The sequence below is a fragment of the Mycobacterium sp. E3339 genome (genome assembly GCF_001666915.1).
Taxonomy (GTDB): Bacteria; Actinomycetota; Actinomycetes; order Mycobacteriales; family Mycobacteriaceae; genus Mycobacterium.
On record NZ_LZIZ01000166.1, the window covers coordinates 1 to 13,633 of the forward strand.

11 protein-coding genes and 1 riboswitch are annotated in these 13,633 nt (G+C 68.3%); of the genes, 5 read left to right on the forward strand and 6 right to left on the reverse strand.

Annotated features, from left to right (window positions below):
* Window positions 1–117 precede the first annotated feature (117 nt).
* Genes A5702_RS15175 through A5702_RS15185 form a run of 3 tightly spaced genes read right to left on the reverse strand, consistent with a single transcriptional unit; the run spans window position 118 to window position 3,345 of the window.
* Window positions 118–852 carry a class I SAM-dependent methyltransferase gene (locus A5702_RS15175; RefSeq protein ID WP_067818015.1) on the reverse strand — a complete coding sequence of 245 codons (735 nt, stop codon included), beginning with the start codon at window positions 850–852 and terminating at the stop codon, window positions 118–120.
* Window positions 849–1,976: a homoserine O-acetyltransferase gene (locus A5702_RS15180; RefSeq protein WP_055405015.1), complete on the reverse strand. Its 1,128-nt coding sequence runs from the start codon at window positions 1,974–1,976 to the stop codon at window positions 849–851. Before A5702_RS15180 ends, A5702_RS15175 begins: the two co-directional genes overlap by 4 nt.
* Before the next feature lie 10 nt (window positions 1,977–1,986).
* Window positions 1,987–3,345: a bifunctional o-acetylhomoserine/o-acetylserine sulfhydrylase gene (locus A5702_RS15185; RefSeq protein ID WP_068221690.1), complete on the reverse strand. Its 1,359-nt coding sequence runs from the start codon at window positions 3,343–3,345 to the stop codon at window positions 1,987–1,989.
* Window positions 3,346–3,383: 38 nt separating this feature from the next.
* Window positions 3,384–3,504: riboswitch (SAM riboswitch) on the reverse strand.
* 148 nt (window positions 3,505–3,652) lie between these two features.
* Between A5702_RS15185 and A5702_RS15190 the strand changes: the two genes are divergently transcribed.
* Both A5702_RS15190 and A5702_RS15195 read left to right on the forward strand, forming a co-directional pair.
* Window positions 3,653–5,890, forward strand: coding sequence for an NADP-dependent isocitrate dehydrogenase (locus tag A5702_RS15190; RefSeq protein ID WP_068221692.1), 2,238 nt, complete (start codon window positions 3,653–3,655; stop codon window positions 5,888–5,890).
* 9 nt (window positions 5,891–5,899) lie between these two features.
* Window positions 5,900–7,129, forward strand: a complete 1,230-nt coding sequence (locus A5702_RS15195; RefSeq protein WP_055405018.1) for an NADP-dependent isocitrate dehydrogenase — start codon at window positions 5,900–5,902, stop codon at window positions 7,127–7,129.
* Here A5702_RS15195 and A5702_RS15200 read toward each other — a convergent pair.
* Window positions 7,122–7,922 carry an alpha/beta fold hydrolase gene (locus A5702_RS15200; protein ID WP_055405026.1) on the reverse strand — a complete coding sequence of 267 codons (801 nt, stop codon included), beginning with the start codon at window positions 7,920–7,922 and terminating at the stop codon, window positions 7,122–7,124. The genes A5702_RS15195 and A5702_RS15200 overlap by 8 nt on opposite strands.
* A gap of 254 nt (window positions 7,923–8,176) precedes the next feature.
* Here A5702_RS15200 and trpS point away from each other — a divergent pair, with 254 nt between their 5' ends.
* Genes trpS through yhjD (A5702_RS15215) form a run of 3 tightly spaced genes read left to right on the forward strand, consistent with a single transcriptional unit; the run spans window position 8,177 to window position 11,128 of the window.
* On the forward strand, window positions 8,177–9,190 hold the full coding sequence (gene trpS / locus A5702_RS15205) for a tryptophan--tRNA ligase (RefSeq protein WP_068221695.1): 1,014 nt from the start codon (window positions 8,177–8,179) through the stop codon (window positions 9,188–9,190).
* Between the two features lie 7 nt (window positions 9,191–9,197).
* Window positions 9,198–10,103: an inner membrane protein YhjD gene (yhjD, locus tag A5702_RS15210; RefSeq protein ID WP_068221697.1), complete on the forward strand. Its 906-nt coding sequence runs from the start codon at window positions 9,198–9,200 to the stop codon at window positions 10,101–10,103.
* Window positions 10,100–11,128 (forward strand): inner membrane protein YhjD, encoded by a 1,029-nt coding sequence (gene yhjD, locus A5702_RS15215; RefSeq protein WP_068221698.1) that lies wholly within the window; start codon window positions 10,100–10,102, stop codon window positions 11,126–11,128. Before yhjD (A5702_RS15210) ends, yhjD (A5702_RS15215) begins: the two co-directional genes overlap by 4 nt.
* On the opposite strand, the gene nagA is transcribed toward yhjD (A5702_RS15215), so the two are convergent.
* Together nagA and A5702_RS15225 are read right to left on the reverse strand one after the other, a co-directional pair.
* Window positions 11,125–12,243 (reverse strand): N-acetylglucosamine-6-phosphate deacetylase, encoded by a 1,119-nt coding sequence (gene nagA / locus A5702_RS15220; RefSeq protein WP_068221700.1) that lies wholly within the window; start codon window positions 12,241–12,243, stop codon window positions 11,125–11,127. The genes yhjD (A5702_RS15215) and nagA overlap by 4 nt on opposite strands.
* Window positions 12,234–13,577 carry a sugar porter family MFS transporter gene (locus tag A5702_RS15225; protein WP_068221702.1) on the reverse strand — a complete coding sequence of 448 codons (1,344 nt, stop codon included), beginning with the start codon at window positions 13,575–13,577 and terminating at the stop codon, window positions 12,234–12,236. Before A5702_RS15225 ends, nagA begins: the two co-directional genes overlap by 10 nt.
* Between the last annotated feature and the right edge of the window lie 56 nt (window positions 13,578–13,633).

Genomic DNA, 13,633 nt, shown 5'->3' on the forward strand with positions numbered 1-13,633 from the left:
GGTGACACCGTCTGGATCCCCCCCCCCCACCACGACCGCGGCCGCCCCCGCACCAACATCTTCCACCACCCCGAAAAACTGCTCCGGGATGACGATGATGACGACGACGCGGCGTGATTACCCGGCCAGCGTCGCCCGGATGCACACGGTGACGTAGGGCAGCGCCAGCCCGGTCGAATTCGCCAGTGCCGGATGGGTGGCGAGCAACTCGCGCACCTGGTCCAGGGTCCTGGTGCGGACCTCGGTCGGTGAGGTGATGCAGTAGCTGCGCGATGCGACCAGGTCGATCAAGGCTTGGGGCGTAAGGTAATTCGTCCACTCGACCTGGTGGCGCTCCGGTGAGGTGAACGACTCGGACAGCGTGACGTCGAAGCGGCCGCGGTCACCGTCGGAGCCGATGATCTCGCCCAGCTCCCGCACCCAGCCCAGCCGCTCGTCGCGCGTGTTCCACACCAGACCCAGCCGGCCGCCCGGCCGCAACACGCGGGCCACCTCGGGAATGGCGCGTTCGGGATCCACCCAATGCCACGCCTGCGCCACCAGCACGACGTCGACGCTGTTGTCCGGCAACGGAATTCCCTCGGCGGTGCCCAGCAGCGCCCGGGTCTCCGGCAGCGAGCTGCGCAACACCTCCAGCATGTCGGGGATCGGGTCGACGGCCACCACGTCCAGCCCGCGTTCCACCAGCCGGGTGGTCAGCTTTCCGGTGCCGGCACCCAGGTCCAGCACCTGGCGCGCGCCGCGCGGCAGCAGCCAGTCGATCGCCTCCGGGGGATAAGAGGGGCGTCCCCGCTCATAGGCAGCAGCCGCCGAGCCGAACGACAAAGAGCGGTCCTGCCCGGAGCGCGTCACCGCCGGCACGCGCCTTCACTCTCAGCTAGGTCGAGCGTCTCGCGAATCAGCTCGCCGACCGCCTCGGACTCCACCAGGAAGCCGTCGTGCCCGCAGATGGACTCGACGACCTGCAGTCCGCTACAGCCCGGCAGCAGCTCGGCGAGCTCCTCCTGCAACCGCAGCGGATAAAGCCGGTCGGACGTGATGCCGCCGACCACCGCCGGCACCGGGCAACCGCGGAGCGCCTTGCGCACCCCTCCGCGGCCGCGGCCCACGTCATGGCTGTTCAGCGACTCGGTCAGGGCCACGTAGCTGCCTGCGTCGAAGCGGGCCAACAGCTTGTCGCCCTGATGCTCGAGGTAGCTCTGCACCGCGTAGCGGCTGTCCCCGCCGCCCTGCTTGTCGTTGCCGAAGCGGGTGTCGAGCTCCGCTTCGCCGCGATAGGTCAGGTGGGCGAAGCGGCGGGCGATGGCCAGGCCGGTGTCCGGTGTGCGGCCGGTGTCGTGGTAGTCGCCGCCCTGCCAGTCCGGGTCGGCCTTGATGGCCGCGATCTGCGTGGTCTGCGTGCCGATTTGGTCCGCGGTCGCGCGCGCGCCGACCGCCAGCAGCAGCCCCGCCCGCACCCGACTGGGGTGCCCGACCATCCATTCCAAAGCCCGTGCGCCGCCCATGGAACCACCAACAACCGCGGCGACCTCATTGATTCCCAGCGCGGCCAGCGCGGCGATGTCGGCCTCCACCTGGTCGCGCACGGTGATCATGGGAAACCTTGAGCCCCAGGGCTTTCCATCGCGGGCCAGCGAGCTGGGGCCGGTGGAGCCGCGGCAACCGCCCAGCACGTTGGTGGCGACGGCGCACCAGCGGTCGGTATCGATGGGCGCGCCCGGGCCGGCGACCCCGTCCCACCAGCCACCGGTGGGATGCCCCGGCCCGGCGGGACCGGTGATGTGCGAGTCACCGGTGAGCGCGTGCAGCACCACCACCACGTTGTCGCGGGTCGGCGACAGCTCGCCCCATCGCTGCACGGCGATGCACACATCGTCGATCACCGCGCCGCCCTCGGTCCTCAGCGAGCCGATGTGGACCAGGCCGATCTCGCCTTCGGCCGGCAGCGTCTGGGTTCCGACGTCGGAGATCGTCATGGCCGGCCCCTCAGAACGCCGCCACGGCTTGCGGGTCGGCCGCCTCGGCGCCGAACTTGCGCGCCGCGGCGAAGCCCAGCTCCAGGTCGGCCAGGATGTCGTCGATGCCCTCGATGCCGACGGCCAGCCGCACCAGGCCGGGCGTCACGCCGGTCGCCAGCTGCTCGGCGGCGCTCAGCTGGGCGTGCGTGGTCGACGCGGGGTGGATCACCAGCGATCGCACGTCGCCGATGTTGGCGACGTGGCTGTGCAGCTTGAGCGCGTTCACGAACGCCTTGCCGGCCTCGACGCCGCCAGCCAGCTCGAAGGCCAGCACCGCGCCGGTTCCCTTGGGCGCCAGCTTCTTCCCGCGCTCGTGCCACGGCGAACTGGGCAGCCCGGCGTAGTTCACCGACACAACGCCGTCGTGGCCCTCGAGGAATTCGGCGACCCGCTGCGCGTTGGCGACGTGGCGTTCCATCCGCAGGCTCAGCGTTTCGATGCCCTGGGCGACCAGGAAAGCGTTGAACGGGGAGGCGGCCGAACCCAGGTCGCGCAGCAGCTGCACGCGCGCCTTGAGCGCGTAGGCCGGCGGCCCGAGCTCGGCGAACACCACGCCGTGGTAGCTCGGGTCGGGTGTGGTGAATCCCGGGAAACGCCCCTGCGTCCAGTCGAAGGTGCCGCCGTCGACGATGACGCCGGCGATCGCCGAGCCGTGCCCGCCCAGGTACTTGGTGGCCGAGTGCACCACGACGTCGGCGCCGTGCTCGAACGGCCGGATCAGGTAGGGCGTGGCGATGGTGTTGTCGACGATCAGCGGTATCCCGTTGGCGTGGGCGACGCCGGCGACCCCGGGGATGTCCAGCAGGTCGATCTGCGGGTTGGAGATGGTCTCGCCGAAGAACGCCTTGGTGTTCGGGCGCACCGCGGCCTGCCAGGAATCCAGGTCGTCGGGGTCGTCGACGAAGCTGACCTCGATGCCGAGCTTGGCCAGCGAGTAGTGGAACAGGTTGTAGGTGCCGCCGTAGAGCCGCGGGCTGGACACGATGTGATCCCCGGCACACGCGAGGTTGAGTATGGCGAAGGTCTCAGCGGCCTGCCCGGAGCTGAGGAACAGCGCTGCCACGCCGCCCTCGAGCGCGGCGATCCGCTGCTCGACGACGTCGGTGGTGGGGTTGCCGATCCGGGTGTAGATGTTGCCCGGCACCTCCAGCCCGAACAGGGCGGCGGCGTGCGAGGTGTCGTCGAACGTGTACGACGTGGTCTGGTAGATCGGCAGGGCGCGGGCGTTGGTGGCCGGGTCCGGCCGCTGGCCCGCGTGCACCTGCTTGGTGTCGAACGACCAGTGGGCGCTCGGATCGGTGTCGTCGCTGTTGGTGGCATCGCTCATGGAAGCTTCCCTGTCTGGCTCAGGGGCCCGTCATGGCGGACCCGCGCTTGCCGGATAGCCGGTGCTTGGCTACTCAACCTGGTCATCACCCGGGGCACCCCACCGCGGTTGGAGGGTTGCCGGCCAGCAAGCCGGGGCTTGATGCTGGCGCTCATGACCAATACGGAGACTATCTTACTGTGCCGACTGTGTGCCAATGGCAGGTCGACACCTGCCCAAACGCCCTTGATAACGTGGCAGGAAGAACGCTGAGCCCCCCAGAGATCTGACCGAATATTCGAAGATTTTCCACGCCGGGAGAGGGACCGTGAGCGCCGAACAGCCGACCGTCATCTACACACTGACCGACGAGGCGCCGTTGCTGGCGACCTACGGGTTCCTGCCGATCGTGCGCGCGTTCGCCGAGCCGGCGGGCATCGAGATCAAGACGAGCGACATCTCCGTGGCCGCGCGCATCCTGGCCGAATTCCCCGACGACCTGACCGAGGAGCAGCGGGTCGGCGACAACCTGGGCGAGTTGGGCAAGCTGACGCAGCTGCCCGACACCAACATCATCAAGCTGCCGAACATCAGCGCCTCGGTGCCCCAGCTGGTCGCCGCCGTCAAGGAGCTGCAGGGCAAGGGCTTCAAGATTCCGGACTTTCCGCAGAGCCCGAAGACCGACGAGGACAGGGAAATCCGCGCCCGCTACGGCAAATGCCTGGGCAGCGCGGTCAACCCGGTACTGCGACAAGGCAACTCGGACCGGCGCGCGCCGAAGGCCGTCAAGGAGTACGCCCGCAGGCACCCGCACAGCATGGGGGAGTGGTCGCCGGCGTCGCGCACCCACGTCGCGACCATGCGCAAGGGCGACTTCTACCACGGCGAGAAGTCGATGACGCTGGACCGCGCGCGCAACGTGAAGATGGTGCTGGAAACCAAGAGTGGCAAGACCCTCGAGCTCAAAGACAAGGTCGAGCTGCGCGAGGGCGACGTCATCGACAGCATGTTCATGAGCAAGAAGGCGCTGGTCGAGTTCTACGAAGAGCAGATGGAGGACGCCTACGAGACCGGCGTGATGTTCTCACTGCACGTCAAGGCGACCATGATGAAGGTCTCGCATCCCATCGTCTTCGGCCACGCCGTGAAGGTCTATTACAAGGACGCCTTCGCCAAGCACCAGGAGCTGTTCGACGAGCTCGGCGTCGACGTCAACAACGGACTGGTCGACCTCTACAACAAGATCGAGTCGCTGCCCGCCTCGCTGCACGAGGAGATCATCCGCGACCTGCACGCCTGCCACGAACACCGCCCCGAGCTGGCCATGGTCGATTCGGCCAAGGGCATCACCAACTTTCACTCGCCCAGCGATGTGATCGTGGACGCGTCGATGCCGGCGATGATCCGGGCGGGCGGCAAGATGTGGGGCGCCGACGGGCGGCAGAAGGACACCAAGGCCGTCAACCCCGAGTCGACCTTTTCGCGGATCTACCAGGAGATCATCAACTTCTGCAAGACCCACGGGCAGTTCGACCCGACGACCATGGGGACCGTGCCCAACGTCGGCCTGATGGCGCAGCAGGCCGAGGAGTACGGCTCGCACGACAAGACGTTCGAAATCCCCGAGGACGGGGTCGCCAACATCGTCGACATTGACAGCGGCGAGGTGCTGCTGACCCAGAACGTCGAGGAGGGCGACATCTGGCGGATGCCGATCGTCACCGACGAGGCGATCCGCGACTGGGTCAAGCTGGCCGTCACGCGGGCGCGCAACTCGGGCATGACGGTGGTGTTCTGGCTGGACACCGAGCGGCCGCACGAGGTCGAGCTGCGCAAGAAGGTCAAGGCGTATCTGAAGGAACACGACACCGAGGGCCTGGACATCAACATCATGCCGCAGGTGTGGGCCATGCGGTACACGATCGAGCGCGCGATCCGCGGCCAGGACACCATCGCCGCGACCGGAAACATCCTGCGCGACTACCTCACCGACCTGTTCCCGATTCTCGAGCTGGGCACCAGCGCCAAGATGCTGTCCATCGTGCCGCTGATGTCCGGCGGCGGCATGTACGAAACCGGGGCGGGCGGTTCGGCGCCCAAGCACGTGCACCAGCTCCTCGAGGAGAACCACCTGCGCTGGGATTCCCTCGGCGAATTCCTCGCTCTCGGAGCATGTTTCGAGGACATCGGCATCAAGACGGACAACGAGCGCGCCAAGATCCTGGGCAAGACGCTGGACGCCGCGATCGGCAAGCTGCTGGAGAACAACAAGAGTCCGTCGCGCAAGGCCGGCGAACTCGACAACCGCGGCAGCCAGTTCTACCTGGCGCTGTACTGGGCGCAGGAACTCGCGCAATCCGACGACGAGGAGCTTTCCAAGCACTTCGCCGCGCTGGCCGAGTCGCTGGGCGAGAACGAGGACACCATCGTCGGCGAGCTGGCCGAGGCGCAGGGCGAGACGGTGGACATCGGTGGCTACTACTACCCGGACAGCGAGAAGACGACCGCCGTGATGCGGCCGAGCAAGACGTTCAACGAAGCGCTGACAGCCTCGCAAGGTTCGTAAGGTCCGAAGATGTCAGGCGACCGCAAGATCAAAGTCCGGGGGCCGGTCGTCGAGCTCGACGGTGACGAGATGACCCGCGTCATCTGGAAACTGATCAAGGAGATGCTGATACTGCCGCATCTCGACGTCAACCTCGAGTACTACGACCTCGGCATCGAAAACCGCGACCGCACCAACGACCAGGTGACCATCGACGCCGCGTACGCCATCAAGAGACACGGGGTAGGCGTCAAGTGCGCCACCATCACCCCCGACGAGGCCCGCGTCCAAGAATTCAACCTGAAGAAGATGTGGCTCTCACCCAACGGCACCATCCGAAACATTCTGGGCGGCACCATCTTCCGCGAGCCGATCGTCATCTCGAACGTCCCCCGGCTGGTTCCCGGCTGGACCAAGCCGATCGTCATCGGGCGCCACGCGTTCGGTGACCAGTATCGGTCGACCAACTTCAAGATCGACAAGCCGGGCACCGTGGCGATCACGTTCACCCCGTCCGACGGCAGCGAGCCGATCGTGCACGAGATGGTGGACATCCCCGACGACGGCGGCGTCGTGATGGGGATGTACAACTTCAAGGACTCCATCGGGGATTTCGCGCGCGCGTCGTTCAAGTACGGCCTCAACGCCAAATGGCCGGTGTACCTGTCCACCAAGAACACGATCCTCAAGGCCTACGACGGCATGTTCAAGGACGAGTTCCAGCGCATCTACGACGAGGAATTCAAGGACAAGTTCGAGGCCGAGGGGCTCACCTACGAGCACCGGCTCATCGACGACATGGTCGCCGCGTGCCTGAAGTGGGAGGGCGGCTACGTGTGGGCGTGCAAGAACTACGACGGCGACGTCCAGTCCGACCTCGTCGCCCAGGGCTACGGCTCGCTGGGGCTGATGACGTCCGTGCTGATGACCGCCGACGGCAAGACGGTGGAGGCCGAGGCCGCGCACGGCACCGTCACCCGGCACTTCCGGCAGTACCGGGCCGGCAAGCCGACCTCGACCAATCCGATCGCCTCGATCTTCGCCTGGACGCGCGGGCTGGCCCACCGCGGCAAGCTCGACGGCACCCCGGGGGTGATCGAGTTCGCGCAGAGGCTGGAGGACGTGGTCGTCGGGACGGTCGAGAGCGGGAAGATGACCAAGGACCTGGCCATGCTCGTCGGCCCCGACCAGGAATGGCAGCAGAGCGAGGAGTTCCTCAACTCGATCGCCGAAAACCTGGAAAAGGAGCTGGCTAACTAGCCGAGGGGTTCGCGCGGCGCCGCGCCGGGTCGACGCATTCGTCGAGGAAGCCGATGATCACGTCGGTGACGCGCTCGGGCGCCTCGAACATCGGGATGTGGCCCACGCCGTCGAGCTCGGTGACCTGGTGGTCGTCGGGCAAATGGGTGGTGAAATGCCGGCTGAACCTGGGGGCGGGCACGATCCGGTCCTTCTCGCAGATCACCAGGTGCGCCGGGACGGCGTTCTCGGCCAGCTCCCGCAGTCCGTGCAGCAGCAGCGACTTGACCAGCAGCTGGAAGTAGGCCGGGCAGTGCGCGACGTCGTCGATGCAGCCCAGCAGTTGCTCGTGGCTGACCCCGTCGGGCGTCGCGCTGATCGCGTAGGTGGCCAGGTGGCGGCTGAACGGCAGCCCCATCACCCGCGGGCCGAACAGCGCGGCCAATATCAGCAGCGGAATGCCCAGGATGAACTTGGCGATCACCTCGAACTTGGCCGGGCTCCATCGGGTCCATCCGCCGGCCGGGGCGATGCCCATCACGCTGCGCGCGCGCCCGCGCCGCTCCAGCTCGAACGCGACCCAACCGCCCAGCGAGTTGCCCACGATGTGCGCGGTCTTCCAGCCCAGCTCGTCCATCTGGCGCTCCACGTGGTCGGCGAGCACCGCCGAGGACAAGAACCAGGTCCCCGCGGGCGGGCCGCCGTTGTGGCCGGCCATCGTCGGGGCGAACACCTCGTAGCGCCCGGTGTCGGCCAGCCGCTGGGCGACGTCCTGCCAAACCGCCTGGGACAGCAGGAACGGGTGCAGCAACAGGACCGGCTCTCCAGAACCCAGGTGAATCGGTGGCCGCGTCCCCGCGCTGCTGTTCGTGCTGCTCCCCATAGCCCCGACACTAAAGGCGGTACCGCCGGTACCGCAAGCGAGTGTGACCCGCGGCGCGATCGCCTGGGGGCCCGCTCGCTCGCGAGTGTGCGGCTGGCCGCACACTCGGCGGCGAGGATGAAGCTAGCCGCACACTCGGCGGTGGCGCATGCCCGGCACGGCCCGCGTGAAAAGATCGGTGCATCATGAGCACCCGATCCGGCCGGATCTTCTCCGGCGTGCAGCCCACCTCCAATTCGCTCCACCTGGGGAACGCGTTGGGTGCCATCACCCAATGGGTCGGGCTGCAGGACGATCACGACTGCTTCTTCTGCGTGGTCGACCTGCACGCCATCACCATCCCGCAGGATCCCGAGGCGCTGCGCCGCCGCACCCTGGTCACGGCCGCCCAGTACCTGGCGTTGGGCATCGACCCGGCCCGCAGCACGGTCTTCGTGCAGAGCCACGTGCCCGCCCACTCCCAGCTGGCCTGGGTGCTGGGCTGCTTCACCGGCTTCGGGCAGGCCTCGCGGATGACGCAGTTCAAGGACAAGTCGGCCCGCCAGGGCGGCGACTCCACCACCGTCGGCCTGTTCACCTATCCGGTGTTGCAGGCCGCCGACGTGCTGGCCTACGACACCGAGCTGGTGCCGGTGGGCGAGGACCAGCGCCAGCACCTCGAACTGGCGCGCGACGTGGCGCAGCGGTTCAACAGCCGGTTCCCCGACACGTTCGTGGTCCCCGACGTGATGATCCCCAAGGTGACCGCGAAGATCTACGACCTGCAAGACCCCACGTCGAAGATGAGCAAATCCGCGGCCACCGACGCGGGCCTGATCAACCTGCTCGACGATCCCGCCGCGTCGGCGAAGAAGATCCGCTCGGCGGTGACCGACAGCGAGCGCGAGATCCGCTTCGACACCGACGCCAAGCCGGGGGTGTCCAACCTGCTGAGCATCCAGTCGGCGGTCACCGGCGCCGCGATCGACACGCTCGTGGAGGGTTATGCCGGACGGGGTTACGGGGATCTGAAGAAGGACACCGCCGAGGCCGTCGTCGAGTTCGTCAGCCCCATCAAGGCCCGCGTCGACGAATTGCTGGCCGATTCAGCCGAATTGGAGTCGGTGCTCACGGCGGGCGCGGAGCGCGCCGAGGACGTCGCCGGGAAAACCGTTCGGCGGGTCTACGATCGGTTAGGTTTCCTTCCGCAACGGGGATGAGTCGCACATGGGCGAGCCGGCCAAGCCGAGTGTCCTCGATCGGCTGCGGGCCCGGCACGGCTGGCTCGACCACGTCCTGCGCGCCTTTTTTCACTTCCGGAACTGCAACGGCAATCTGCTCGCGGCCGGCCTCACCTACTACACGCTGATCGCGCTAATTCCCTTGCTGATGGTCGGTTTCGCGCTGGGTAGCTTCGGATTGTCGCATCATCCCGAGCGATTGGACACAATCGACAACCACGTCCGGTCCTGGGTGTCCCCCGAGTTGGGGCAGCATCTGGTCAACTTGATCCATTCGGCGGTCGCGGCCCGCACGTCCGTCGGTGTGATCGGGTTGGTCGTCGCGGCCTGGCTGGGCCAGACGTGGATGTATCGCCTCCGGGAGGCGCTGGGCCGAATCTGGGATCACCCAATGGACTCCGTGGGTTTCGTGCGGACGATACTGTCCGATCTGGCCGCCGTGGTGGGCACGTTCGCGGTGATCGTGGTCAGCATGGGGCTGTCCGCACTGGGTCACCAGAAACCGTTGCGAGCGGCGTTGAAACTGCTTGGGCTGCCGGAACTCTCGGTGTTCCATTGGGTCTTTCGGGTCGTTTCGGTGTTGACGGCGTTCGTGGTGTCGTGGGTGGTGTTCAGCTGGGTGATCGTGCGATTGCCGCGCGAGTCGGTTGGCGTCGTCACGTCGATGGAGGCCGGCTTGATCGCGGCCGCCGGTTTCGAGTTGTTCAAGCTGTTGGGATCGCTCTACCTGAAATTCGTGCTGCGCAGCGCCGCCGGCGCCACCTTCGGCCCGGTGCTGGGTCTGTTGGCGTTCGCGTACGTCACCTGGCTCTTGGTGCTGTACAGCACCGCCTGGGCCGCGACGGCGCGGGACGGCCCACGGGCCCGGCAGGCAGGTGAAGTCCCCTCATGACCGAAGCTGCCAAGCCCGGAATTCTCGATCGGCTGCGGGCCCGGCACGGCTGGCTCGACCACGTCCTGCGCGCCTACCGGCGCTTCGACGACCGCAGCGGCGGATTCTTCGCCGCCGGCCTCACCTACTACACGATCTTCGCGTTATTTCCCTTGCTGATGGTCGGTTTCGCGGCCTTCGGGTTCGTGCTGGCGCGCCGGCCCGAGCTGCTGAAAACGATCGACGACCACATCCGGTCGCAGGTGACCGGTGCGCTGGGGGATCAGCTGCTGGACCTGATGAACTCGGCGATCGCCGCGCGGACGTCGGTGGGTGTCATCGGCCTGGCCACCGCGGTGTGGGCGGGGCTGGGCTGGATATCGCATCTGCGCCAGGCCTTGACCGAGATGTGGTGGGACGAGCGGATCGAGTCGCCGGGTTTCGTGCACAACAAGCTCTCCGATCTGTTGGCGATGCTGGGCACGTTCGCGGTGATCATGGCCACCGTCGGTCTGACCACGCTCGGTCATGACGCGCCGCTTGCCGCGCTGCTGAGATGGCTTGGCGTGCCGCAGCTTTCGGTGTTCGACTGGTTCTTCTGGCTGTTGTCGATCGTGATCTCGACGGCCGTGTCCTGGCTGCTGTTCACCTGGATGATCGCGCGCCTGCCCCGCGAGAAGGTCAGCCTGAGCGCTTCGATGCGGGCCGCGCTGATGGCGGCGGTCGGGTTCGAAGTGTTCAAACAGGTGGGGTCCGTCTATCTGCGGGTGGTGCTGCGCAGCCCGGCGGGCGCCACCTTCGGCCCGGTGCTGGGTCTGATGGTGTTCGCGTACATCACCGCCTATCTCGTGCTCTTCTGCACGGCGTGGGCCGCGACGGCGTCCGATCACCCGCGCGCGCGTCACGTCCCCCCGCCGCCGCCGGCGATCATCGCGCCGCGCGTGCAGCCCGACGAGGGGATCGGCACGCGGCAGACGCTGACCGCGATGGCGATGGGAGCCCTTGGGGCGCTGACCCTTTCCCGTATCATCCGGCGGCTGCGCTAGCCGCCCACCCGCCAACGCCCGGCCACCATGACCGCGGCCACCCGCAGATCGCGATCCAGCACAACGAGATTGGCGGCGTAGCCGGCGCGCAGGCTGCCCACCCCTCGCAGGCCGAGGGCGCGCGCGGGCGTCGCCGAGGTCGTCTGCGCGGCGGCGGCCAGTCCCGCTCCAGCGTGCACGTTGCGGAAGAGTTGGTCCATGGTGGCGGTGCTGCCCGCGATCGTCGGCGTGCCGCGCACCCGCGCCACTCCGGACGCGACGTCGACGTCCACCGCGCCGATGCGAAACGCCCCGTCGCCGCGGCCGGCGGCGGAGATGGCGTCGGTGACGGCGGCGACCCGCCCCGGCCCGGCGTCCTCGACCACCGCCCGCACGACGGCCGGGTGCACGTGCACGCCGTCGGCGATCACCTCCACGGTGACCGCGGGATGGCGGAGCAGGGCGAGCGCCGGGCCGGGCTCGCGATGGTGCAGCGGCGGCATCGCGTTGAACAGGTGGGTGCCGACCGTGGCGCCCAGGCCGATGGCGCGTTCGGCCTGCTCGTAGGTGCAGTCCGTGTGCCCCAGTGCCACAACGACTCCGGCATCGAGGAAGCGCCGGATCGCGTCGTCGGCCCCGGGCAGCTCGGGCGCCAGGGTGACCATCCGGATCGCGCCGCCGCCGGCGCCCAGCAGGGCGTCGATCTCGGCCGGGTCCGGGTCGCGCATGAGGGCCGGGTCGTGCGCCCCGCACCGGGCCCGGCTCAGCCACGGCCCCTCCAGGTGAATGCCCGCGACGACGCCGTCGCGGGTGGCTTCGGCCAGCGCGCGCACCCCGGTCAGCAACTCCTCGGGCGAGGCGGTCACCAGGCTGGCGAGCGTCGTCGTGGTGCCGTGCCGCGCGTGAAAGTCCGCGGCCGCGCGGGCGCCGCCGTCGGTGTAGGACGACCCGCCGCCGCCGTGCACGTGCATGTCGACGAAACCGGGCACCACGATGCCGTCGGGAAAGTCGGCGTCGGGCGGGCGGGGCGGGGCGCCCGCGGCGCAGGCCCGAATCCGTTCGCCGTCCGTCTCGAGCCAGCCCGGCCCGCTGACGGTCCCGTCGAGCACCGCGGTGCCCGCGGCGATCACGACCATCGGCCGCCGTTCTCCCAGAAGTGCCGGATCTCCTCGAGCTGGCGCCCCTTGGTCTCCGGCGCGTACCGGTACACGACGACGAACGCGACCACCGCCAGCGCCGCGAACACCGCGAAAGTCCCCGCGCCGCCGAGGGAATGGAGCAGGGTGAGGAACACCGCGGCGATGATCGCATTGGCCACCAGGTTGGAGGTGAGCATCGTGCTCGACCCGATGGACCGCAGCCGCGACGGGAAGCTCTCGCTGGCGTACACCCAGCCCAGCGAGCCGAACCCCATGGTGTAGCCGAAGATGAACAACACGATGCCGGCGAATCCGAGCACCGCGCCGCCGATGCCGCGCCCGAACACACCCATCAACACGACGTCGGCGGCGATCATCATGGCGATGCCGGACAGCAGCACCGGGCGCCGGACGACCCGGTCGACGAGCAGCAGCGCGGCGCCCACGGCCGCCAGCCCGGCGACCTGGACCACGGCCGGCAGCGCCAGCAGCGCGAAGTTGCCGGTGAAGCCCATCGCCTCGAATATCCTTGGGCTGTAATAGATGATCGCGTTGATGCCGGTGATCTGGATCAAGAAGCCGAGCGTGACGACGAAGGCGGTGGCGCGCGCGTACGGCGGTCGCAGCATTTCCGACCAGCCGCCGCCCCCTTCGCTCAGGGCGTCACCGATCTCGGCGAGCTCCTCCTCGACCCGGGCGGTGGGCTCCACGCGCAGCAGCGCCCGCCGCGCCTCGTCGGGCCGGCCCTTGAGGACGTACCATCGCGCCGTGTCCGGCGCTCGAATCAGCAACGGCAGCAACAACATTGCCGGCACCGTGGCCAGCCCCAGCATCCAGCGCCAGCTGTGGGTGCCGGCCAGCAGATAACCGGAGAGGTAGCCGACGATGAGCCCGCTGACGATAGCCAGCTGATAGGCCGTCAGCAGCGAGCCGCGCACCGCCGTCGGAGCCGATTCCGCGATGTAGACGGGCACGACCACCACCGCCACGCCCAGGGTCAGCCCGAGCAGGAGCCGCGCCGTCAGCAGCATCGGGAATGACACCGACAGGGCGCCCAGCAACGCGAACCCCGCGTAGGCGGCCAGGAGCAGCACCACCGACTTCTGCCGCCCGATCGCGTTGGCGAGCTTGCCCGCGCCGAGCGCCCCGACGATCTGGCCGATGACCACCATCGTCGTCAGCAGTTCCTGCTGGCGGGTGGACAGCCCGAAGTCCTCGGTGACGTACAGCTGCGCCCCGGCGATGATGGACAGGTCGTAGCCGTAGATGACGCCGATACTGGCGGCGGTCAGGCCAATGCGTGCACCGCTCAGCCGGCCGGCTTCAGTCATCTGGGTGAGTGTAGTGACGCCCCGCGGCGAGGGCGTTGTCCCCCGATCGGGGGACA

Excerpts from the sequence above, each read along its gene's own strand:
- A5702_RS15180 (WP_055405015.1), bottom strand. The coding sequence starts at position 1,976 with ATGACGATCTCCGACGTCGGAACCCAGACGCTGCCGGCCGAAGGCGAG.
- A5702_RS15185 (WP_068221690.1), bottom strand. The coding sequence starts at position 3,345 with ATGAGCGATGCCACCAACAGCGACGACACCGATCCGAGCGCCCACTGG.
- A5702_RS15195 (WP_055405018.1), top strand. The coding sequence starts at position 5,900 with ATGTCAGGCGACCGCAAGATCAAAGTCCGGGGGCCGGTCGTCGAGCTC.
- trpS (WP_068221695.1), top strand. The coding sequence starts at position 8,177 with ATGAGCACCCGATCCGGCCGGATCTTCTCCGGCGTGCAGCCCACCTCC.
- yhjD (WP_068221697.1), top strand. The coding sequence starts at position 9,198 with ATGGGCGAGCCGGCCAAGCCGAGTGTCCTCGATCGGCTGCGGGCCCGG.
- yhjD (WP_068221698.1), top strand. The coding sequence starts at position 10,100 with ATGACCGAAGCTGCCAAGCCCGGAATTCTCGATCGGCTGCGGGCCCGG.
- nagA (WP_068221700.1), bottom strand. The coding sequence starts at position 12,243 with ATGGTCGTGATCGCCGCGGGCACCGCGGTGCTCGACGGGACCGTCAGC.
- A5702_RS15225 (WP_068221702.1), bottom strand. The coding sequence starts at position 13,577 with ATGACTGAAGCCGGCCGGCTGAGCGGTGCACGCATTGGCCTGACCGCC.